Below are 19,933 nucleotides of genomic sequence, written 5' to 3'. Positions count from 1 at the left end.
GGTCGACCCGCGGGCGGTGGACGGCACCCGCCTGAACCGCCAGTTTGGCGGTCTCGGCTCTCACGGCTATTCTTGTGAAGTTCCCACCGCAGGTGCTCGTCAATAGTCGTGTGCCCGCTACCGGGAGAATCATCTTTCGACCAACTTCAGGAGATCACCGTGGCTGCCACTTGCGACGTCTGCGGCAAGGGACCCAGCTTCGGTCACAACGTCTCGCACTCGCAGCGCAAGACCAAGCGCCGCTGGAACCCGAACATCCAGCGCGTTCGCGCGCTCGTGGGCGATGCCGGTGTGACCCCGAAGCGTCTCAACGTCTGCACTTCCTGCTTGAAGGCCGGTAAGGTCACCCGCTGACCTGCGCCTCTCGCACCTGACAGCCGATCCCTACCGGGATCGGCTGTTCTGTTTCGTGCACCAAGGCCGGGCCGGATCTGCCGGGTCACCCAGAAAAGTGGTCCCACCCGCCGTTGCGCTGCTCACGGCCATCCAGCGTCACGCCCTCACCGTCGCGCACCACGCCGACGCGACGCCAGCCCTGCGGCAGCTCGACGTCGGCAGGGAAGGTGGCGAGCAGCGTGTGTTCTTCCCCGCCACCCAGGACGCATTCCCAGGCGTCCGCCCCGACCGCGGGCTCGAGGAGCGCGACGAAGTCGAGCAGCAATGACGCCTGCAGATCGATGCGCACACCGCTGGACGAAGCGATACGTCGGCCGTCGCGCACGAGTCCGTCACTGATGTCCATCATCGACGTCGCGCCGGCCCTCGCCGCCTGCGGTCCAGCCGCGTAACGGGCCACCGGACGACGGTGGAATGCCACCCACTGCTCCCCCGCGGCAACGCGGTCCTGTTGCAGCAACCGAAGGCCGGCGTCGGAACGGCCGAGCGCATCGCTGACCGCTACCTGGTCACCCACTCGCGCGCCGTCCCGGCGCACCGCCCGGACATCACGCAGTTCGCCCAGCGCGGTGATGCTCACCATTCGCACGCCGTCCGGCGCGGAACTCAGATCACCGCCGAGCACAGCGACCTCGGCCTGCGAACACCCCTGTGCGATACCGCCATTCAGCATGCGGACCCACTCGATGCTGGTGTCTCTACCAGCGATGAGTGAGACGACCACACCGGTCGCCGTGCCGCCCATCGCAGCGATGTCGGCGAGGTTCTGGGTGACCACCTTGTGACCGACGTCCTGCCCGCTGGACCACTCATCGAGCCAGTCGCGTCCGAGCACCATCGAGTCGGTCGTGACCAGCACTGCTCCCGTCGGTACTCCCAGTAGTGCAGCATCGTCACCAACGCCGATGATCACCTCTGGACGGGTGGGCAGCGCCGGAAAGATCTGCGCGAGCAGTTCCTCCTCGCTGGCCTGGCCAAGCGTCGGTCCGTCAGGCGGAATCATTCTGGCTCTCTCCTCGTCGGCTCTGCGGGCACGGTAGCGTCATCGCCACAGGTCCCGTACCGGCACCCGAACACGAGTGTCGAAGATCAGCAGGAGACGGAATGGTTCAGGCGTACATCCTCATCCAGGCTCAGGTGGGCAAGGCCCACTCCGTGGCCACGGCGATCGCCCAGATCAACGGAGTCACCCTGGCCGAGGACGTCACCGGCCCCTACGACGTGATCGCCCGGATCGAGGCTGAGAACGTCGACGAGCTCGGCAAGCTGGTGATCGCCCGCATCCAGGAAGTGCCCGGCATCACGCGCACCCTCACGTGCACCGTCGTCAAGGTCTGATCGCGGCGGCGGTCGCGATCGGGGCACTCGTCACCGGGTGCGGATCCGACGTCGTGTCGGTGACTCCTGCTGACGGCCATGCTGATCCGCTCTGTTCGAAGGCTGGCGCACACTGGCCCGACACCGTCGCATCACAGGCCAAACAGGCGGTGAGCACCGCCGGGAAGACCGAAGCCGCCTGGGGTGATCCGGCAATCATCGCTCGCTGTGGCGTGAGCATGCCGTCCCCGAGCGAGGACTGCATCTCCGCCAACGGTGTCGACTGGGTGATGCACGAACTTTCGGACGGCAAGAGTTTCGTCACCTACGGCCGCCTGCCCGCGATCCAGGTGCTCGTGCCCAAGGACTACGCACCAGAGCCGATGGTGCTCGGTGCCTTCAGCGCAGCGGCGAAGCAGATTCCGCAGGGTCAACACCGCTGCAGCTGAGGCTCAGCGCAGACCGAGGCGTCGCTGCAGGGCGAGTTCGATCAGTTCGGTGATCAACTCCCGATAGCTCACGCCCTGCGCGTCCCAGACCCTGGGGTACATCGAGGTCGGCGTGAAACCGGGCATGGTGTTGATCTCGTTCAGCGTGAGAGTGCCATCGGGTGAGTAGAACCAGTCGACCCGCGCCAGGCCCTCACAGCCTGCCGCGTCGAAGGCCTTGATCGATTGCTCACGGATCGTCTCGGCGATGTCTTCGGGTAGGTCTGCGGGACAGATGAGGCGAGCGGAGTCGTCCAGGTACTTCGACTCGAAGTCGTAGAAGGCGTGCGTGCCCTCGGTCACCGCGATCTCACCGACCTGGGATGCCCGTGCCGGGTCACTACCCCGGCCTTCGAGGATTCCACATTCCACTTCACGGCCCACGATGGCGGCCTCGACCAGCACCTTGGGGTCGAACTGCCGAGCATGCTCGATGGCGTCCTTGAGTTGATCGGCAGATTCGACCCGAGTCACCCCGACGCTGCTTCCGGCCCGCGCCGGCTTGACGAAAACCGGCCATCCGAGCGCGGCGACCGGGTCCATGCTGGCGGCCGGATCACGCTGCCACTCCTTGTCGGTGATGAGCACATACGGGCCGACGGGCAGTCCGGCGGAGCGGAAGACCACTTTCATGAGGTGTTTGTCCATCATCACCGCCGACGCCGACACACCGGACCCGACATACCGCATGTCGGATAGTTCCAGGAGTCCCTGGATGGTTCCGTCCTCACCGAACGGGCCGTGCAGCAGGGGGAAGACGACGTCGACCTCGCCGAGTTCGCGCGGCACCTGTCCGGGCTCACGCAGCGACAGGCTGTGCCCGGCCGGGTCAGGGCTGACCAGCACCTCATTGTCGCCCGACACCGCAGGCTTGTGGGTTGCGGTGAGCTGCAAGGGTTCTGGATCATCAGCCATCAACACCCAACGACCGGTCTCGGTGATGCCGATCGGCAACACGTCGTACCGCTCACGGTCGATGGAGCGCAGCACACTGGCGGCGGTGGCGCACGAGACCACGTGTTCGGCCGAGCGACCACCGAAGACGAGCGCGACGACCGGTTTGCGGTCGCGGGACGCGCCGAGGTCGACGGTGGAGGTGTCCGGGGAGGGAGGCTGCGTAGTCATCGCGAGCAGCCTAGTCGCCCCTGGGCCATCTCACGGGTGCGACACAGTCGGCGGGCAGTGGCTACGTGGCTCTACGCTGCCTGCCATGTCGTGGTCGGTCTGGCTGACCCTGGTGGCCGCCGGGGCACTCATCTCCTTCACGCCCGGAGCGGGCGCGATCAACACGATGTCCAACTCTCTTGTCTCGGGTTGGGCACGTTCGATCTGGGGAATCATCGGTCAGCAGATCGCCCTGGTGATCCACGTCGCGATCGTCGCGGCCGGTGTGGGCGTCATCGTCGCTCGCTCACCGTTGCTCTTCGACGCGATCCGGTACGCGGGCGCGGCCTACTTGATCTACCTCGGTATCCGTCAGTGGCGTGCACGCAGCGTCTCCTCCGAGCAGGACGAAGCCGCGCGGCCCCGCGAGTCGGGCTGGTCAATGCTGCGTCGTGGACTACTGGTCAACCTGACAAATCCGAAGGCGATTGTCTTCTTCCTGGCCTTCATGCCGCAGTTCATCCGTCCCGATCGCGCATTGCTGCCGCAGTACCTCATCCTGTGCGCCACCGTCGTGGTGATCGACATCCTGGTCATGTGGCTGTTCTTCGCCATCGCTGCCAAGGGTCTGCAACGGCTGACCCGCACCGTCAACGGCCAGCGCCACCTCAACCGCTTGTTCGGTGGACTCTTCGTGGGCGTCGGCGCACTGCTGGCAACGGCACGCTGACTTCATCGTTCTGTCACGCTGTGGAGACCATGAACCACGACCCTCTTTCGTCCGCGACCCGCATCGTCGCCGCCGGGCGCCCGTCCCGCGTCCCTGGAGCTGCCGTCGGCCCGTCGGTGGAGTTCACCTCGACCTTCGTGACCGGGGGTGACAACGCCTACGCCCGGTTCGACAACCCCACCTGGCGGGCTTTCGAGGAGGCGATCGGTGCACTCGAGCACGGCTCGGCACTCGCCTTCGCCAGCGGGATGGGAGCGATCCGCGCTGCAATCGAACTGGTGCCCCTCGGCGGAGCAGTGCTCGTGCCCCAGCACAGTTACAACGGCACGACGGCGCTGCTCGACAAACTCGCCGAGGCCGGACGGCTGAGGGTCACGCGCGCGGACGTCTCCGACACCCCGGCCTACATCGACGCACTCGACCACACCGATCTCGCGTGGGTGGAATCACCCACCAACCCCATGCTCGAAGTCGCCGATCTGCCGACCTTGTTCAAGGCAGCACGCGAGTCACGGGTGTTGACGGTGTGCGACAACACCTTCGCCACCCCGCTGCTGCAACAGCCGTTGACGCTGGGTGCAGACGTGGTCGTGCACTCCGCGACGAAGTACCTCTCGGGCCATTCCGACCTCATCATGGGAGTCACGGTCACCGCTGATCCGCAGATCCAGCAGCGACTGCACTCCGAGCGCACCCTGAGCGGAGCGATCGCGGGACCCATGGAGGCCTGGCTGGCACTTCGCGGGATGCGCACTCTGCACGTGCGCTTCGAGCGCGCCTGCGCCAACGCGGCCGAACTCGCGGCCCGACTGGCCGATCACCCCCAGGTCGAGGCGGTTCGCTACCCGGGCTCCGGCGCGATGCTCGCCATCGACGTCCGCGGTGGGGTGGGCGCCGCCGAAGCAGTTGAGCAGGCAGTGCAGTTGTGGCTGCCGGCGACCAGCCTCGGCGGCGTGGAGTCGATGCTCGAACGTCGGCGTCGGCACACGTCCGAGCCGATGACCGTGCCGGAGAACCTGCTCCGGTTGTCCGTCGGTATTGAGGACGTCGAGGATCTCTGGCGCGACCTCGATGCAGCGCTCAGTTCGTCTCGAGCTTCCTAGCCCGGGACATCAGCGCAGCCACCACGTCACGGGTGCTCCGGCCCTCGTAGACAACCGCCTCGACGTTCTCGACGATCGGCACCTCGACCTCGACCGAGCGGGCCAGTTCGAGCAACGACTTGCACGACTTCACGCCTTCGGCCACCTGCTTGGTGGCGGCGATGGTCTCCTCCAGCGACTTGCCCTGACCAAGCGCGTAACCGAACGTGCGATTGCGCGACAGCGGCGAGGCGCACGTGGCGACGAGGTCGCCGACCCCGGCGAGGCCGAGGAAGGTCTGCGGGTCGGCGCCCAACGCCGTGCCCAGGCGTGCGGTTTCGGCGAGCCCGCGGGTGATCAAACTGGCGAGAGTGTTGTCGCCCATGCCCATACCCGAGGCCATTCCACAGGCGAGCGCGATGACGTTCTTGGTCGCCCCGGCGATCTCGGTGCCCACCACGTCGCCGCCGAGATAGGGCCGGAAGTAGGCCGTTGCACAGGCCTCGGCCACTCGCGCACGCATGCGAGGGCTCGAGGAGGCAACGACGGCTGCGGCAGGCTGCCGACCGGCGATCTCCTTGGCGAGGTTGGGGCCCGACACCACGACGACCCGGGAGGGATCGACACCGCCGGCATCGGCGATCACCTCGCTCATGCGCTTGGTGGTACCGAGCTCGACGCCTTTCATCAGCGAGACGACCGCGGACTCGTCGCCGAGGTGCTCGCCCCATTGCCCGAGGTTGTCGCGCAGACTCTGCGAGGGCACCGCGAGCACCACGATCTCAGCGCCGTCGGTGGCCGCAGCGACATCGCTGCTGGCCGTGATGTTGTCGGACAGTTCGAGATCAGGCAGGTAGTCGACGTTCCGGCGGGTGCTGTTGATGGCCTCCGCTAATTCGGGACGCCTGGCCCACAGAGTGACTTCCTGCCCCGCGTCCGCCATCACATTGGCGAAAGCGGTTCCCCAGCTGCCGCTACCGAGCACTGCCACCCGAGTCATCGTTGATCTCCCTCGTCCTGAGCCGTCTGATCTGCTGACAGTGTGTCGTGATCCTTCGGCCCGCGTGCGGTATTCGGCGGCGCGCTCTGCCCGCGAGCTCGTTCCAACTGCGCGGTGATGTCGCTCATGAGGCGCTGCGTCGCTTCACGCAGGACACCGGCGTCGACGGGACGACCGCGCAAGTCGTCGAGTGCGACCGGAGGGCCCGCGTAGACCTTGATGGTCTTGCGGGGAAGCAGTTTCGGGGTGACACCGCGGTAGGGATACAGCACCTCATGGGCTCCCCACATCGCGATCGGGATCAGCGGGCAGCCGGTGGTCAGCGCGATGCGGGCCGCGCCGGTCTTGCCCCTCATCGGCCACAGTTGTTTGTTACGGGAGAGGGTGCCTTCAGGCAGCACGCAGACGCAGTGTCCCTGCTCCACGGCACCCACGGCGGCGTCGTAGGCGTGCACCGCCTGGGTGGATCCGCGCACCACCGGGATCTGACCGGTGCCGGTCATGACGTCCTTGACCAACGGAACGCCGAAGAGCGACGACTTCGCCATGTAGCGCGGCGCCCGACCGTGAGCGACGAGGAACTGAGCGAGGGTGAATCCGTCGAGATGGGAGATGTGGTTGGCCGCGGCCACGAAACCGCCGGCTGCCGGGATGTGCTCACCGCCGCGCCAGTCGTGTTTCCACGTTCGCAGGAAGACCGGCCAGGCACCGCGGATGATGTTCTGGTACATCGGGGTCACTTGGTCGTTCAGGGTGGGGTGGGCCACCGCACCTCCTCGTGCCGAAGGACAATCTGCCTCATCATGCTCGGCAATGCTCCGCATGTCGACCGCTTCGGCGGCCTGTCGGCGGGATCTGACACGATGCGGGCGTGACTGCACTGCTGACGTCCGCCTGGCATCTGGTGATGCCGGTCAAGAACACCGCACACGGGAAGTCACGGTTGGCTCCTCCGACGGGCGTCGATCGCCAGGCCCTCGCCCTGGCGATGGCCCTCGACACCCTGGACGCCGTACTCCAGGTCGTTCCCTCCGCCCAGGTCGTCGTCGTCACCGACGACCCAGCCGTCGAGGCAACCGCCCAGGCACTGAAGGTGCACACCGTGGGAGATCCTGGTCGCGGACTCAACCCCGCCATCGAGGCCGGCCTGGCAAAGGTGCGCGAGCTGGCTCCTGGCACCGCTGCCGCGGTGCTGCTGGGCGACCTCCCCAGCCTCGACGGCGCGGCCCTGTACGAGGGATTGCGCGCATGCGCATCAACCGAGGCCAGTGTCGTGCCAGACGACTCCGGCGAAGGAACGGTGCTGCTGGCCCACCACGACGTCGCAGCCCTTGTGCCCCGTTTCGGCGCAGGTTCGGCGTCACGGCACGGCCGCAACGCCACCGTACTCGCGCTCGACCTGCCCCGACTGCGCACCGACGTCGACGACACCGACGCCCTTGATCGAGCACGGCAGCTGGGGTTGGGTCCGCGCACCTCCGGTCTGCTCTCGATCACCGAAACCGTCTGAGGAGCGACCCTGTGCAAGGCACTGTCCACACCTTCGACGCGGCGACCGGCTCCGGCACCGTCCTGACCGACAACGGCCGCGAAATCACGTTCGGCTCGGCGGCTTTCGCGGCCTCCGGGTTGATCCACGTGCGCCCCGGACAACGCATCAGCCTGGAGATGGGCGCGACCGGCATCACGCGGATCTGGATCGACGGCATCGGCCAGGGCCAGCGCATCCGCTGATCGGCGACCGCGACGAAGAGGGCGGATCCGGCACCCGCCAGATCCGCCCTGCTCCTTGATCGTCAGCCCGCGCTGACTACTTGGTCGACTTCTTCGCAGCGCTCGACTTGGCTGTTGCCTTCTTGGCCGGCGCGGCCTTCTTGGCCGAGGTCTTCTTCGCAGCTGCCTTGGCGGTCGTCTTCTTCGCCGCCGTCTTCTTCGCCGCGGTGCCAGCCGTACCCGCGCTCGCGCGTCCGGCAGCGTTGCCGGTCTTGGGCAGGCTGCTCGGCTTGGCGACCACGGCCTTGAAGCCGGTGCCGGCCTTGAACTTCGGGACGGCGGTCTTCTTGATCGGCACGGTGGCGCCGGTGCGCGGGTTGCGCCCCGTGCGAGCCGCGCGGGTGACCTTCTCGAAGGTGCCGAAGCCGGTGATTCCGACCTTGTTGCCCTTGGCCACTTCCCGAATGATCACGTCGAGCACCGCGTCGACGGCATCGGTCGCAGCCTTCTTGCCGCCCAGACGAGTTTCAATCGCGGCGATCAGCTCTGCCTTGTTCACAGTTGACACCCCTTCGGGTTGACGCCTCGACGTCGAGCCGCGGCGATCGATGACTGTTGCGCCGCCCGGGTTCGCACGGCTCAGTCACAGACGGTAGGGCCGTTCGCACGCACAGGCAACCATCAGTTTTTGACGCAATTCCTTGTGCCACAAGGACTTTGCCCGTAAACCGCATGCGTTCGAGGCGAATCCTGCCCCTGGGCTGAACGACTGATGGGGCGTAAAACGTTGTGTCTCAACGTTTTACGCCCCATCAACGAATTTCTCCGTGTTTCTGCCGTCCGTCAGCCGCCCACCTCTACGGAAGGTTTCCACGACGGGCGGCTTTCTTCGAACTGCGTGATGTCATCAGCGTGTCGCAGGGTCAGGCTGATGTCGTCCAGACCTTCGAGCAGACGCCAGCGGGTGTAATCGTCCACCTCGAAGGCAAAGACGTGTTCGCCTGCGACGACAGTGCGCTCGACCAGATCGACCGTGACCTGCATGCCCGGCTCGTTCTCCAGCAGCTTCCACAGCAGCTCGATGTCGTCCTGCGTGAGCTGAGCGGTGAGCAGCCCGGCCTTGCCGGAGTTGCCCCGGAAGATGTCGGCGAATCGCGAACTGAGCACGACCCGGAAGCCGTAGTCCATGAGCGCCCAGACCGCGTGCTCACGGGAAGACCCGGTGCCGAAATCGGGCCCGGCGACCAGCACCGAACCCTGCGCGAACGAGGCGTTGTTCAGGACGAAGGTGTCGTCGCCGCGCCACGCGGCGAACAGGCCGTCCTCGAAGCCGGTGCGGGTGACCCGCTTGAGGTAGACGGCCGGAATGATCTGGTCGGTGTCGACGTTGCTGCGCCGCAGCGGCACTCCGACACCGGTGTGGGTGGTGAACTTCTCCATCAGTGCTCCTCCTGGCCATCCAGGTCGGACGGACTCGACAAAGTGCCGCGGACGGCGGTGGCAGCCGCGACGAGCGGGCTGACCAGGTGGGTGCGGCCACCCTTGCCCTGACGGCCTTCGAAGTTTCGGTTGGACGTCGATGCGCTGCGTTCGCCGGGTGCCAGTTGGTCGGGGTTCATCCCGAGGCACATGGAGCAGCCGGCGAGGCGCCACTCGGCACCGGCGGCCTCGAACACTTTGTCCAGGCCCTCGCTCTCGGCCTGAAGGCGCACCTTGGCCGACCCGGGCACCACCAGCATCCGGACGCCACCTGCCACCTTGCGACCCTTGATCACGTCGGCGGCGGCGCGGAGGTCTTCGATGCGCCCATTGGTGCACGAACCGAGGAAGACGGTGTCGACCGAGATCTGCTTCAGCGGCATACCCGGGGTCAGGCCCATGTACTCGATCGCGCGCTCGGCTGCGAAGCGCTGCGTGTCGTCGCCGATCTCCTCGGGCACTGGCACCTGCGCCGACAACGGTAGACCCTGGCCCGGGTTGGTGCCCCACGTGACGAACGGCGAGAGTTCACCTGCATCGAGGTCGACCACCACATCGAACTCCGCGTCCTCATCGGTTGCCAGCTCTCGCCAGTCAGCGACGGCGGCGTCCCAGTCATCGCCCTGCGGAGCGTGCTCACGACCACGCAGGTACTCGAAGGTGATGTCGTCCGGGGCGATCATGCCCGCGCGCGCACCGGCCTCGATCGACATGTTGCACATCGTCATGCGCGCTTCCATGGACAGCGCGCGGATCGCCGAGCCGCGGTACTCCAGCACGTATCCCTGGCCGCCGCCGGTGCCGATCTTGGCGATGACCGCCAGGATGACGTCCTTGGCCGTCACACCCTCGGCGAGCTCACCCTCGACGTTGATGGCCATCGTCTTGAAAGGCTTCAGTGGCAACGTCTGCGTGGCGAGCACATGCTCGACCTCGCTGGTGCCGATACCGAAAGCGAGTGCACCGAACGCACCGTGCGTGGAGGTGTGGCTGTCGCCGCAGACGATCGTCATGCCCGGCTGGGTGAGACCCAGCTGCGGGCCGATGATGTGCACGATGCCCTGCTCGGCATCACCCATCGGGAACAGCTTCACCCCGAACTCCGCGCAGTTGGCGCGCAGCGTCTCCACCTGCGTGCGGCTCACCAGATCGGTGATCGGCCCCGGCGTGGTCGGGACGTTGTGATCCTCGGTGGCCAGTGACAGATCGGGCCGACGCACCGGGCGACCGGCAAGGCGCAGCCCGTCGAACGCCTGGGGACTGGTGACCTCGTGCAGGAGGTGGAGGTCGATGAAGAGAAGATCCGGCTCTCCCTCGGCACGTCGCACGACGTGCTGCTCCCACACCTTTTCCGCAAGCGTGCGTCCCATGACCCACCCTTTCCCTACTCTTGTGACTTCTCTTTCATGCAGAATCGCCGACCTTTTCCGGCCGCGAACTTGCGTCTCGCTCAATGAGACGGCAATATCATTACATGGACAACTCTAGTGGGGTAGGCGTCCTCGACAAGGCCGCCGTCGTACTTGCAGCTCTCGAGGCCGGGCCGTCCACGCTCGCGCAACTCGTGGCACACACCGGTCTGGCCCGCCCGACCGCTCACCGCTTGGCCGTTGCGCTCGAGCATCACCGACTGGTGGCGCGTGACCTGCAGGGCAGGTTCATCCTCGGCCCCCGGCTCAACGAACTCGCCTCCGCCGCCGGCGAAGACCGGTTGCTGGCCGCAGCAGGCCCGGTGCTCGGTGCCCTGCGCGATCACACCCACGAGAGCGCACAACTCTTCCGCCGTCAGGGTGACCAGCGAATCTGTGTCGCCGCCGCCGATCGCCCGGTCGGTCTGCGCGACTCGATCCCGGTGGGCGCCACCTTGTCGATGCAGGCCGGCTCGGCCGCCCAGGTGCTCCTCGCCTGGGAGGAGCCCGACCGCCTGCACCGCGGTCTGCAGGGCGCGAAGTTCTCCGCCACCATGCTCTCCGGCGTGCGACGTCGTGGCTGGGCACAGAGCGTGGGCGAACGCGAGCAGGGCGTAGCTTCTGTGTCGGCTCCTGTGCGCAGCCCCTCCGGGCGCGTCATCGCGGCGGTGTCGATCTCGGGTCCGATCGAGCGCGTCTCCCGTCAGCCCGGACGCCTCCACGCCGCGACCGTCGTGGCGGGCGCCAACAAGCTGACCGAGATCCTGGCGCGAACCCACGCGGCGCAGGCACGTCCGCGTTCCAACTCAGACGTCAGCTGAGCGGGGCCACATCACGGAACGGACGAAGCGCACCGAGGTAGTCGGCGATCACGTCGTCCGCGAGGTGGTGGGTGTCGCGCAGGCCTTTCGCGATCGTCTCCAGGTAGGCGCTCGACGGCGCACGCAGACTCGGATGATGGGCCGCCGGGCAGGTGAACGTCACCACCGGCGTCTCGTCGATCTCCTCGACCACCAACAAGCGGTCGTACCTACCGGAGCCGAGCTCGATCGTCCGGTGACGACGCAGCCGAGCCAGGTCGAGTTCGGCACCGATCTCCCGATGCATTTCCTGCGCGACCAGATCGCTGAACTGTTCGTGGGTGATGAGATAGGCCGTGGCGAGGGCACGCCCTACGACGTCCGGGTCGTAGAAGGCCACTCCCCCACCCCAGGTCGGTGATTCCCAGCCGAAGAAGACCGAGCCGGGCAGTTCCATCGCACGCATCTCGCGCGGCGCCGTACCATCACGCGCGCCCGGCACCGACCGAGCCGCGCTCGGCGGACGGCCGCCACTGAGGTAATAGCCGAAGCGCTGCGGTGAGATGTTCGAGCCGTAGGCGGCGTACCAGACCAGTTCGTCGTCGACTGCTGTGTGCACGGGTCCTTCCAGTTCTTCCAATTCGTGCCGGGTACGACGAAACCCCCTGCGCTGCAGGGGGTTTCGAACTTGTAGCCCCGACGGGATTCGAACCCGCGCTACCGCCTTGAGAGGGCGGCGTGCTAGGCCGCTACACAACGGGGCCGCGACCTGTGCCAGTTGGCACGTGGAGGAACATTACCGGATCGGCGCAATTTCTCCGAATCGAGAATCGCTTCTCGAAAGCTGGGGTACCAGGACTCGAACCTAGACTAACTGAACCAGAATCAGTCGTGCTGCCAATTACACCATACCCCAAGGGGGTATCGACCTACTCGCGCGTCCGTAGACCTTCGAGCGAGGCGAACCGAGGAGAAACCTTACCGGAGCCGGTGCTTTCCCCCAAATCGTGGACGCGCTGCAGCAATGCCGGCCACAAGTCCTTCGGCAGCTGTTCGGTTCGCACGTAGAAGTGACGTAATTCTGGGGTCGCAGGACATGACTGTGTGAACCCTGCGTACGTGCGCACACCACTGGTCGAGGGCCAGATCGCCGACCAAGCGGCAGCGCACGACATCAGCGCGGACGACGTCGTGAGCGACATCGTGCTGGCCCCCGCAGCTGTGAAGCGCCTGCTCGAACCGGGCGAGGTGTCGGCCCTGGTGGCTTTCCTCTGCGGCCCGAACAGCGCATCGATCTCGATGCCGCGGGGCCTCCAACTCACCGTCGGCGCAGCAGGACCGGTGCGCGGCATCGCTGCAGTTCTTGGCGCGCACCGCGAGGCCACCCGGGCTTGCCACGCGCTGGTCGCACTCGGCAGACAGGGCCAAGGAGCTGCGGTCGACGACCTCGGCTTCGCCGGGCTGGTCGTGGCCGCAGCCGGACATCTCCCATTTCGTCCAGGGTGTGCTCGGCCCGCTGGCCGAGTACGACAGTGCGCGCGGCACCGACCTGATCAACACCTTGCAGGAGTACTACACCGCCGGGCAGAGCCCTCGGCGAGCGGCCACCGCGCTGCACGTGCATGTCAACACGGTGGCCCAACGCCTCGACCGGATCGGTCAGCTCCTCGGCCCGGAATGGCAGCAGCCGGGTCGCAGTCTCGACATCCAGTTGGCGCTGCGCCTGCGAACCCTGCTGCCCGGCTGATACCGGTTGGGCTCAGAGCTCGTCGTGCAGGGCCTGCAGGCGCTGCATCGTGGAGTGCTTGCCCAGGATCTCCATCGACTCGAACAATGGCGGGGAGATCTTCTGACCGGAGACGGCGGTGCGCAACGGACCGAAGGCCAACCGCGGCTTGACGCCGAGACCGTCGACGATCGCCGCACGCAGCTCCTTCTCGATGCGCTCGGCGATCCATTCGATGCCCTCCCCGAGCGGGGTGCCCAGTGATCCGCTGATCGGCTCCAGCGCCTCGATCGCCGCGGCGAGTACGTCCTTGGCGTTGTCCTTGAGATCCTTGCGGGCGTCCTCGGAGATCTCCAGGTCGTCGTCGGCGACGAAGAAGGGCTTCACCAGAGGCGTCGCCTCCGACAGGAGGGTGATGCGGGTCTGCACCAGCTCGGCGACATTTTGCAGGCGGCCGAGTTCGGGTAGGGACGGGTGCGCGGGCAGCACCCCGTCGGCGTGCAGGAAAGGCAGCAGGCGCGACGCGAAATCGCCCACCTCGAGCTCGCGGATGTAGTGCCCGTTGAGCCAGTTCAACTTGTCGAGGTTGAACATCGCCCCGGCCGGGTTGATCTTGCTCCAGTCGAAGCGCTCGACGAATTCGTCGAAGGTGAAGATCTCACGCTCGGTGCCGTCTTCCTCAATCACCGGCGGGTGTCCTTGCAGCGCAAGGAAATTCACCAGTGCCTCCGGCAGATAGCCCTGCTCCTTGAACCACGTCAGGCGTGCCCAGGGGTTCTTGCGCTTGGAGATCTTCGCCTTCTTCTCGTCGCGCAGCAGTGGCATGTGCGCGAAGGCGGGCGCTTCCCAGCCCAGCCATTTGTAGAGCAGCAGGTGCTTGGGGGTGCTGGAGATCCATTCCTGACCACGCACCACGTGGGTGATCTTCATCAGGTGGTCGTCGACCACGACGGCCAGGTGATAGGTCGGGAAACCGTCGGCCTTCTGGATCACCTGATCGTCCGGCTTCGGCGCGTTCGTGCGGCCCAGGATGAGGTCGACGAAGGTGAGTTCGACGTCGTCCGGGACGAGCATGCGCACCACGGGCTTGTCGGTGAAACCGGGGAGCTCTTTGCGCTCGTCCTCGGTCTTGCCGTAGCAGAGACGGTCATAACCCGTGGGCTGCTTCAGCTTCTGCTGGCGTTCGCGCATCTCTGCCAGGCGCTCGGAGGAGCACCAGCAGTGGTACGCCTTGCCGTCGTCGAGCAACTGCTGCACGTACGGCGCGTAGGTGTCGAGCCTCTCGGACTGCCGGTAGGAGGCGTAGGGGCCACCGATGTCAGGACCCTCGTCCCAGTTGAGGTCGAGCCAGTGCAGCGTGTCGTACAACTGCTGCTCGCTGTCCTCCCGGAAGCGGGCGCGGTCGGTGTCCTCGATCCGCAGGACGAACTGGCCACCCTGCTGACGGACGTAGGCGAGGTCGAACATCGCCATGTAGGCGGTGCCGACGTGCGGATCACCCGTGGGTGAGGGCGCGACGCGCAGGCGGACAGGACCGGTGTGGGGCTTGCTGCTCATGGTGTCCGTCATCCTACTGACGACCCGGTCGACCGATCCCTTCGCGGCGTCGATGCAACCTCAGCGCGGCATGAGGGCCAGTGCGATCGACTCCTGCACCCAGGTGAGGAAGTCGTAATACAGGCTGAGCGTGATGCGGTGCGGGTCGGCGTCCTCATCGAGGACCTCGAGATCTTCCAGATCTCGGTGCAGACGCTCACTGTCTTCATCGGTGCGTAGTTCGAGCCGCTCCCCCATGGCGAGGCGCACGTCGGCCAGCGCCATCATCACGGTGATGGCCTGCTCGTCGGTGAGTTCGAGACGGTCTCGCCGCGCGACCGGGCCCTCCAACACCTCGATGGCTGCGGTGAGCTTGCGAGTCTTCTGCTCACGCAGGTTTCGCTCGGTGGCCGCCCGGAACTCCGCGGCAGCTTCGGGGTCGTCGCGGTGGCCATCCGGCAGCAGGCGACGCACGACAGGGTCTCGGTCGGCCACCTCAGCGGGGTCGTAGCTGTCGCCCAGCGTGGCCATCAGGTCGGTGAACGGGTCACCGGTGGTCTCGGTCTCGTCGGGCTCGACCAACTCACGGGTCTGACGCAGCAGTTCGACCATGACGGACCGCTCGGTCTCGTCGAGCACGCCGACGATCAAATCGCCCCTGCGTCGAAAAGCTTCGGCCATCACTCGTCCCGCTGGAAGGTCGCCCACAGCGAATAGCCATGCATCGCAGCGGTATCGGTCTCCATGCGCTCGCGGGTGCCGTGCGAGACAGCAGCACGACCCTCGTTGTGCACGGCCAACATCAACTCCTCGGCCTTCTCCCGGGAGTAGCCGAAGTAGGTCTGGAAGACCCACGAGACGTAGGACATCAGGTTGACCGGGTCGTTCCAGACGAGGGTTACCCATCCCTTGTCGATCTCGACATCGGCGTCGAGGTCGACGACCTCTTCGATCTCGGGGGGCGCTACGGACACGCCGACCACTCTAGGCTGCTGCCCGTGACTACCGACAAGAACGTCGCCGCGGCGGCCGCTTCGACCGCTCTGCTCACCGACCACTACGAGTTGACGATGTTGCAGGCGACTCTGCGCAGTGGGGCGGCGCACCGGCGCAGCATCTTCGAACTGTTCGCGCGGCGGCTGCCCGACGGTCGGCGTTACGGCGTCGTGGCCGGCACTGGTCGAGTGCTGGACGCCATCGAGAATTTCCGCTTCGGGAAAGCCGAGCTGGAGCACCTGCGGCAGGCGAAAGTGGTCGACGAGCCGACGCTGGAGTGGCTGGCGAACTACCGCTTCTCCGGTGACATCTGGGGTTACGCCGAGGGTGAGATGTTTTTCCCCAACTCCCCCGTGCTCGTGGTGGAGTCCAGCTTCGCCGAAGGCGTCATCCTGGAGACGCTGATGCTGTCGATCATGAACCACGACAGCGCCATTGCCGCCGCGGCTTCCCGCATGACGGCCGCTGCCGATGGACGCCCGTGCATCGAAATGGGTTCGCGTCGTACGCACGAATGGTCGGCCGTTGCCGCCGCCCGGGCCGCCTACATCGCCGGCTTCGGCACCACCTCAAACCTCGAGGCCGGACGCAGTCACGGCGTCCCGACGGCCGGCACCGCGGCGCACGCGTTCACGCTCGTGCACGACGACGAGCGCGAGGCCTTCCAGGCGCAGATCGAAGCCTTCGGTCGCAACACCACCTTGCTGGTCGACACCTACGACGTGAAGAACGCGGTCAACATCGCCGTCGAGATCGCCGGGCCTGAGCTGGGTGGCGTGCGACTCGACTCCGGTGACCTGCTGGTGCAGGCACGCGAAGTGCGCGAGCAACTCGACTCCCTCGGCGCCACCAAGACCCGCATCGTGGTCACCTCAGACCTGGACGAGTACGCCATCTCGGCGCTCCAGGCCGGACCGGTCGACGTCTACGGCGTCGGCACCTCGCTGGTGACCGGCTCCGGTGCACCGACGGCCGGCATGGTCTACAAGCTCGTGCAGCGTGAGGACCACAACGGCCAGATGGTGGGCGTCGCCAAAAAGAGCAAGGACAAGAAGAGCATCGCCGGACGCAAGTACGCGATGCGCCGGCTCTGCGCCAGCGGCCTGGCCGAGGCCGAGGTGGTGGGCATCGGTGAAGCACCGAAGGGCGATTCAAACGACCGGCACCTCATGGTCGAACTCGTCAAGGACGGCGAGCGGGTCGATCGCTCGACGCTCGAGGACGCCCGCGATCGTCACAGCGCCTCCCGCGCCGAGCTCCCGGCCCGTGCATTGCAGATGTCGCGCGGCGAGGCGGTCATCCCCACCATCTTCGAAGGCGAATGACACCGGAGTCCGGGAAGGACGCCGTCGACTCCTAAGCTCGTCACATGACCAGGGCACTGATCGTCGTCGACGTCCAGAACGACTTCTGCGAGGGCGGCTCGCTCGCCGTCGCAGGTGGCACGAAGGTGGCCGGCGCCATCGCCGACTACGTGCACGCCCAGGGTGGTGACTACGCCACGATCATTGCCACGGCTGACTGGCACATCGATCCCGGCACGCACTGGTCGGACTCCCCCGACTACGTCGACAGTTGGCCCGTGCACTGCGAGGTCGGCACGCCGGGCGCTGATTTCCGGCCCGAGGTCGAATCGGTGATCGCAGCCAGCGACCGCATCTTCCGCAAGGGTCAGTACGAGGCTGCGTACTCCGGTTTCGAGGGCCGCGACGACCGCGAAGGCACGATCGAGCAATGGTTGAAAGCCAAGGGGATCACCTCGGTCGACGTGTGTGGCATCGCCACCGACTTCTGCGTGAAGGCCACGGCATTGGACGCCAAGAACGCCGGCTTCGAGACGAACGTGCTGCTCGACCTCACCGCAGGAGTCTCGCCGGCTACGACCGCTGACGCGCTGAAAGCGTTGCGCGACAACGAGGTCGGCCTCACCGGCAGCCCGGTCGTCGGCCAGGGCTGACCAATCCCGCCGCACGGGCTGACAACCGCAGCTCGGGCTGCTTCGATCGGCCTATGCACCTGCCTGCGACGTACACCACTCGTCCGCTCAATCTCGACGACGCGCAGTCCGTTTTCGAGGTCATGGCCGCCGTCGAGCAGGAGGCGCTCGGCCACGTCGACATCGAACTCGCCGACATCGTCGCCGATTGGCAGCGCCCCAGCTTCGAAGTGACCACCAGCACCCTCGGCGTCTTCCAGGACGAGCATCTGATCGCCTACGGCGAGTACCAAGGCGCCGAACGCAGTGACGCCGCGGTGCACCCGGACCACACCGGACGCGGTCTCGGCACATATGTGGCGCACTGGATCCAGCAGAAGGCGCGTGAGCGGGGCGCGTCGATCGTCGGAATGCCTGTGCCGCAGGGCAGCCTGGGTGACGCCTTGCTGACGGCGCTCGGCTACCAAGTGCGCTGGACGTCGTGGGTGCTGCAACTGCCGGGCGGCACGACCGTGCCGCCGCGACCGCTTCCTGATGGATACCAGGTGCGTCAAGCAGAGCCGCAGGAGTTACCCGAACTGCACGACGTGGCCGAAGACGCGTTCCTGGAGTGGTCGGACCGGGATCGTGAATCGCTGGCCGACTTCGAAGCCGAAACCGTGCTGCGCCCTGGGTTCGAGCCGTGGATGCTGCGCGTGGTGATTGACACCGCAGGTCGCATCGCAGCGGTCGCGACGCTGGTCATCGACGCCGCCGGTGAGGCCTATGTGAGCCGGCTGGCGACGCGAGTCGATCAGCGGCACCGCGGCCTCGCCCAAGCACTGCTCATCGACGCGTTTGCCGTGGGTCGTGAGCACGGCGCCACCACCTTCGGGCTGTCGACCGATTCGCGCACCGGGGCGCTCGATCTCTACCGCAAGGTCGGGATGGAAGTAACCGACGTCTGGCTGCACCGCGCGATCACCCTCTGATCGCCTCGCGGATCAGGGCTGTTTGCCGCCCACCCAACTCCACGCGTACACGCCGTCGTCGACAGCGAGACCGGCCTCACCGAGTTCGAGCGGACGGAACGTGTCGACCATGACCGCCAGTTCGTCGAAGGCTTCCACCCCGATCGACTTCTCCGTCGCGCCCGGCTGCGGTCCGTGCGCGTGGCCGCCCGGGTGCAGCGAGATCGAGCCCTTGCCGATGCCCGAACCCTTACGGGCTTCGTAATCGCCGTCGACGTAGAACATCACCTCGTCGCTGTCGACGTTGGAGTGGTAGTAGGGCACCGGGATCGCCAGCGGGTGGTAGTCGACCTTGCGCGGCACGAAGTTGCAGATGACGAAGTTGTAGCCCTCGAAGACCTGGTGCACCGGCGGCGGCTGGTGCACGCGTCCGGTGATCGGCTCGAAGTCGTCGACGTTGAAGACATACGGGTAGAGACAGCCGTCCCAGCCCACGACGTCCAGCGGGTGGAAGGGATAGGTGTAGACCGTGCCGACGATGCCGGTCGAGCCGCGGTGTTTGATGTAGACCTCGGTGGCCTCGGTGGGGTCGGCGCCGATGTCTTCGGCCAGCAATGGGCCTTCCGGTCCGCGCAGGTCACGCTCGCAGAAGGGTGCGTGCTCCAGCAGCTGTCCGTAGCGCGACAGGTAGCGCTTGGGCGGTGCGATGTGGGAGTTGGCCTCGATCGGGTAGGCCCGCAGCGGCTCCACGAAGCCTTCCTCGCCCTTAACCAGCGGGATCCAGCGGTGGGTGGTGGCCCGCGGGATGAGCATGTAGTCGCCCTGGCCGACGGTGAAGGCGCCGAAGACGGTCTCGACACGCGCTCCCCCGCGCTCGATGTAGACACACTCGTCGCCAATTCCGTTGCGGTACCACGGGCTCGGAGCATCGGCGACGACGTACGAGATGCGCACATCGCCATTACCGAGCACGAGTCGGCGGCCGGTGACGACGTCCACGCCCTTGGCCTCGGCGTCGAAGAGGTCGTGCAGCTTCAGGTGGCGCGGCAGGAGCGGATGGTTGGGCGTGGTGCGCAGGGCCTCGGTGATCGGCCAGTCACGCGCATCGCTGATCGCCGAGGGGATGAATCGGTGATAGAGCAGGGAGGAGTCGGAGGAGAAGCCCTCCTCGCCCATCAGCTCCTCGTAGTACAGGTCACCGCTCTCGCTGCGGTGCTGCGTGTGCCGCTTGGGTGGCACATTGCCCTGCACTCGATAGAACGCCATCTCAA

General features: G+C 66.5%; 24 protein-coding genes and 2 tRNA genes. 12 read left to right on the top strand and 14 right to left on the bottom strand.

Annotation, left to right across the window (positions count from 1 at the left end; all coding sequences use genetic code 11):
- The first annotated feature begins 159 nt into the window (after nt 1-159).
- Nucleotides 160-354, top strand: a complete 195-nt coding sequence (gene rpmB / locus J5M86_RS04870) for a 50S ribosomal protein L28 (RefSeq protein WP_188060096.1) — start codon at nt 160-162, stop codon at nt 352-354.
- 85 nt (nt 355-439) lie between these two features.
- Here the strand turns inward: rpmB and thiL are convergent, their stop codons facing one another.
- Nucleotides 440-1,399, bottom strand: coding sequence for a thiamine-phosphate kinase (gene thiL, locus J5M86_RS04865; protein ID WP_188060095.1), 960 nt, complete (start codon nt 1,397-1,399; stop codon nt 440-442).
- 101 nt (nt 1,400-1,500) lie between these two features.
- Between thiL and J5M86_RS04860 the strand changes: the two genes are divergently transcribed.
- Nucleotides 1,501-1,734, top strand: coding sequence for an Lrp/AsnC family transcriptional regulator (locus J5M86_RS04860; RefSeq protein ID WP_188060094.1), 234 nt, complete (start codon nt 1,501-1,503; stop codon nt 1,732-1,734).
- A complete protein-coding gene (locus J5M86_RS04855) occupies nt 1,713-2,162 on the top strand; it encodes a DUF3515 family protein (RefSeq protein ID WP_244328486.1) in 450 nt (149 codons plus the stop codon). The genes J5M86_RS04860 and J5M86_RS04855 overlap by 22 nt, the downstream gene beginning before the upstream one ends.
- A gap of 3 nt (nt 2,163-2,165) precedes the next feature.
- On the opposite strand, the gene J5M86_RS04850 is transcribed toward J5M86_RS04855, so the two are convergent.
- The gene (locus tag J5M86_RS04850) at nt 2,166-3,326 is read right to left on the bottom strand and encodes a D-alanine--D-alanine ligase family protein (RefSeq protein WP_188060093.1); all 1,161 of its coding nucleotides are present in this window, start codon (nt 3,324-3,326) and stop codon (nt 2,166-2,168) included.
- A gap of 85 nt (nt 3,327-3,411) precedes the next feature.
- On the opposite strand from J5M86_RS04850, the gene J5M86_RS04845 reads away from it, so the two are divergent.
- Together J5M86_RS04845 and J5M86_RS04840 are read left to right on the top strand one after the other, a co-directional pair.
- Nucleotides 3,412-4,035, top strand: coding sequence for a LysE family transporter (locus J5M86_RS04845; RefSeq protein WP_188060092.1), 624 nt, complete (start codon nt 3,412-3,414; stop codon nt 4,033-4,035).
- A gap of 29 nt (nt 4,036-4,064) precedes the next feature.
- Complete coding sequence (locus J5M86_RS04840) at nt 4,065-5,138, top strand: PLP-dependent aspartate aminotransferase family protein (protein WP_188060091.1); 1,074 nt, start codon at nt 4,065-4,067, stop codon at nt 5,136-5,138.
- Here the strand turns inward: J5M86_RS04840 and J5M86_RS04835 are convergent.
- Both J5M86_RS04835 and J5M86_RS04830 read right to left on the bottom strand, forming a co-directional pair.
- Nucleotides 5,116-6,117: an NAD(P)H-dependent glycerol-3-phosphate dehydrogenase gene (locus J5M86_RS04835; RefSeq protein WP_188060090.1), complete on the bottom strand. Its 1,002-nt coding sequence runs from the start codon at nt 6,115-6,117 to the stop codon at nt 5,116-5,118. The two genes, J5M86_RS04840 and J5M86_RS04835, sit on opposite strands and share 23 nt — an antisense overlap.
- Nucleotides 6,114-6,884 carry a 1-acyl-sn-glycerol-3-phosphate acyltransferase gene (locus J5M86_RS04830; protein WP_188060089.1) on the bottom strand — a complete coding sequence of 257 codons (771 nt, stop codon included), beginning with the start codon at nt 6,882-6,884 and terminating at the stop codon, nt 6,114-6,116. The genes J5M86_RS04835 and J5M86_RS04830 overlap by 4 nt, the downstream gene beginning before the upstream one ends.
- Before the next feature lie 104 nt (nt 6,885-6,988).
- Here J5M86_RS04830 and cofC point away from each other — a divergent pair, with 104 nt between their 5' ends.
- Both cofC and J5M86_RS04820 read left to right on the top strand, forming a co-directional pair.
- The gene (gene cofC, locus J5M86_RS04825; RefSeq protein ID WP_188060088.1) at nt 6,989-7,627 is read left to right on the top strand and encodes a 2-phospho-L-lactate guanylyltransferase; all 639 of its coding nucleotides are present in this window, start codon (nt 6,989-6,991) and stop codon (nt 7,625-7,627) included.
- Between the two features lie 11 nt (nt 7,628-7,638).
- Nucleotides 7,639-7,851: a cold-shock protein gene (locus tag J5M86_RS04820; protein WP_188060087.1), complete on the top strand. Its 213-nt coding sequence runs from the start codon at nt 7,639-7,641 to the stop codon at nt 7,849-7,851.
- Nucleotides 7,852-7,927: 76 nt separating this feature from the next.
- Here the strand turns inward: J5M86_RS04820 and J5M86_RS04815 are convergent, their stop codons facing one another.
- The 3 genes from J5M86_RS04815 to leuC form a co-directional block, all read right to left on the bottom strand.
- Complete coding sequence (locus tag J5M86_RS04815; protein ID WP_188060086.1) at nt 7,928-8,389, bottom strand: HU family DNA-binding protein; 462 nt, start codon at nt 8,387-8,389, stop codon at nt 7,928-7,930.
- Nucleotides 8,390-8,673: 284 nt separating this feature from the next.
- Entirely contained in the window at nt 8,674-9,270 is a 597-nt protein-coding gene (leuD, locus tag J5M86_RS04810; RefSeq protein ID WP_188060085.1) for a 3-isopropylmalate dehydratase small subunit, read from the bottom strand.
- Nucleotides 9,270-10,679: a 3-isopropylmalate dehydratase large subunit gene (gene leuC, locus J5M86_RS04805; protein ID WP_188060084.1), complete on the bottom strand. Its 1,410-nt coding sequence runs from the start codon at nt 10,677-10,679 to the stop codon at nt 9,270-9,272. The genes leuD and leuC overlap by 1 nt, the downstream gene beginning before the upstream one ends.
- A 104-nt stretch (nt 10,680-10,783) precedes the next feature.
- Here leuC and J5M86_RS04800 point away from each other — a divergent pair, with 104 nt between their 5' ends.
- The gene (locus J5M86_RS04800; protein WP_188060083.1) at nt 10,784-11,539 is read left to right on the top strand and encodes an IclR family transcriptional regulator; all 756 of its coding nucleotides are present in this window, start codon (nt 10,784-10,786) and stop codon (nt 11,537-11,539) included.
- On the opposite strand, the gene J5M86_RS04795 is transcribed toward J5M86_RS04800, so the two are convergent.
- From J5M86_RS04795 to J5M86_RS04785, 3 genes are all read right to left on the bottom strand, one after another.
- A complete protein-coding gene (locus J5M86_RS04795; protein WP_244328485.1) occupies nt 11,532-12,137 on the bottom strand; it encodes a histone deacetylase in 606 nt (201 codons plus the stop codon). The two genes, J5M86_RS04800 and J5M86_RS04795, sit on opposite strands and share 8 nt — an antisense overlap.
- 72 nt (nt 12,138-12,209) lie before the next feature.
- A tRNA-Glu gene (locus J5M86_RS04790) sits at nt 12,210-12,282 on the bottom strand.
- Nucleotides 12,283-12,362: 80 nt separating this feature from the next.
- Nucleotides 12,363-12,434, bottom strand: a tRNA-Gln gene (locus J5M86_RS04785).
- 447 nt (nt 12,435-12,881) lie between these two features.
- Here J5M86_RS04785 and J5M86_RS04780 point away from each other — a divergent pair.
- Nucleotides 12,882-13,265, top strand: coding sequence for a CdaR family transcriptional regulator (locus tag J5M86_RS04780; RefSeq protein WP_208965104.1), 384 nt, complete (start codon nt 12,882-12,884; stop codon nt 13,263-13,265).
- A 12-nt stretch (nt 13,266-13,277) separates the two neighbouring features.
- On the opposite strand, the gene gltX is transcribed toward J5M86_RS04780, so the two are convergent.
- Genes gltX through clpS form a run of 3 tightly spaced genes read right to left on the bottom strand, consistent with a single transcriptional unit; the run spans nt 13,278 to nt 15,754 of the window.
- Complete coding sequence (gene gltX, locus J5M86_RS04775; RefSeq protein ID WP_244328484.1) at nt 13,278-14,801, bottom strand: glutamate--tRNA ligase; 1,524 nt, start codon at nt 14,799-14,801, stop codon at nt 13,278-13,280.
- 60 nt (nt 14,802-14,861) lie between these two features.
- Nucleotides 14,862-15,461: a DUF2017 family protein gene (locus J5M86_RS04770; RefSeq protein ID WP_188060081.1), complete on the bottom strand. Its 600-nt coding sequence runs from the start codon at nt 15,459-15,461 to the stop codon at nt 14,862-14,864.
- On the bottom strand, nt 15,461-15,754 hold the full coding sequence (gene clpS / locus J5M86_RS04765) for an ATP-dependent Clp protease adapter ClpS (RefSeq protein ID WP_208965103.1): 294 nt from the start codon (nt 15,752-15,754) through the stop codon (nt 15,461-15,463). The genes J5M86_RS04770 and clpS overlap by 1 nt, the downstream gene beginning before the upstream one ends.
- Before the next feature lie 24 nt (nt 15,755-15,778).
- Here clpS and J5M86_RS04760 point away from each other — a divergent pair, with 24 nt between their 5' ends.
- From J5M86_RS04760 to J5M86_RS04750, 3 genes are read left to right on the top strand one after another with little or no spacing between them, the layout of a single operon-like run.
- Nucleotides 15,779-17,101 carry a nicotinate phosphoribosyltransferase gene (locus J5M86_RS04760; RefSeq protein ID WP_208965102.1) on the top strand — a complete coding sequence of 441 codons (1,323 nt, stop codon included), beginning with the start codon at nt 15,779-15,781 and terminating at the stop codon, nt 17,099-17,101.
- A 44-nt stretch (nt 17,102-17,145) separates the two neighbouring features.
- Nucleotides 17,146-17,733 carry an isochorismatase family protein gene (locus J5M86_RS04755; protein ID WP_188060079.1) on the top strand — a complete coding sequence of 196 codons (588 nt, stop codon included), beginning with the start codon at nt 17,146-17,148 and terminating at the stop codon, nt 17,731-17,733.
- Between the two features lie 53 nt (nt 17,734-17,786).
- Nucleotides 17,787-18,683: a GNAT family N-acetyltransferase gene (locus J5M86_RS04750; RefSeq protein ID WP_188060078.1), complete on the top strand. Its 897-nt coding sequence runs from the start codon at nt 17,787-17,789 to the stop codon at nt 18,681-18,683.
- Nucleotides 18,684-18,695: 12 nt separating this feature from the next.
- Here J5M86_RS04750 and J5M86_RS04745 read toward each other — a convergent pair whose 3' ends face one another.
- Nucleotides 18,696-19,928: a homogentisate 1,2-dioxygenase gene (locus J5M86_RS04745; RefSeq protein ID WP_188060077.1), complete on the bottom strand. Its 1,233-nt coding sequence runs from the start codon at nt 19,926-19,928 to the stop codon at nt 18,696-18,698.
- Nucleotides 19,929-19,933 lie beyond the last annotated feature (5 nt).

The organism is Yimella sp. cx-51 (genome assembly GCF_017654605.1).
Lineage (GTDB): Bacteria > Actinomycetota > Actinomycetes > Actinomycetales > Dermatophilaceae > Yimella.
The sequence above is the reverse complement of the archived record's forward strand: the minus strand, read 5'-3'. Positions and strand labels throughout refer to the sequence as shown.

Coding starts and splice junctions, on each gene's coding strand:
- thiL (WP_188060095.1), bottom strand. CDS start 1,399: ATGATTCCGCCTGACGGACCGACGCTTGGCCAGGCCAGCGAGGAGGAA.
- J5M86_RS04860 (WP_188060094.1), top strand. CDS start 1,501: ATGGTTCAGGCGTACATCCTCATCCAGGCTCAGGTGGGCAAGGCCCAC.
- J5M86_RS04850 (WP_188060093.1), bottom strand. CDS start 3,326: ATGACTACGCAGCCTCCCTCCCCGGACACCTCCACCGTCGACCTCGGC.
- J5M86_RS04845 (WP_188060092.1), top strand. CDS start 3,412: ATGTCGTGGTCGGTCTGGCTGACCCTGGTGGCCGCCGGGGCACTCATC.
- J5M86_RS04840 (WP_188060091.1), top strand. CDS start 4,065: ATGAACCACGACCCTCTTTCGTCCGCGACCCGCATCGTCGCCGCCGGG.
- J5M86_RS04835 (WP_188060090.1), bottom strand. CDS start 6,117: ATGACTCGGGTGGCAGTGCTCGGTAGCGGCAGCTGGGGAACCGCTTTC.
- leuD (WP_188060085.1), bottom strand. CDS start 9,270: ATGGAGAAGTTCACCACCCACACCGGTGTCGGAGTGCCGCTGCGGCGC.
- leuC (WP_188060084.1), bottom strand. CDS start 10,679: ATGGGACGCACGCTTGCGGAAAAGGTGTGGGAGCAGCACGTCGTGCGA.
- J5M86_RS04800 (WP_188060083.1), top strand. CDS start 10,784: ATGGACAACTCTAGTGGGGTAGGCGTCCTCGACAAGGCCGCCGTCGTA.
- gltX (WP_244328484.1), bottom strand. CDS start 14,801: ATGAGCAGCAAGCCCCACACCGGTCCTGTCCGCCTGCGCGTCGCGCCC.
- J5M86_RS04770 (WP_188060081.1), bottom strand. CDS start 15,461: ATGGCCGAAGCTTTTCGACGCAGGGGCGATTTGATCGTCGGCGTGCTC.
- J5M86_RS04755 (WP_188060079.1), top strand. CDS start 17,146: ATGACCAGGGCACTGATCGTCGTCGACGTCCAGAACGACTTCTGCGAG.
- J5M86_RS04750 (WP_188060078.1), top strand. CDS start 17,787: ATGCACCTGCCTGCGACGTACACCACTCGTCCGCTCAATCTCGACGAC.
- J5M86_RS04745 (WP_188060077.1), bottom strand. CDS start 19,928: ATGGCGTTCTATCGAGTGCAGGGCAATGTGCCACCCAAGCGGCACACG.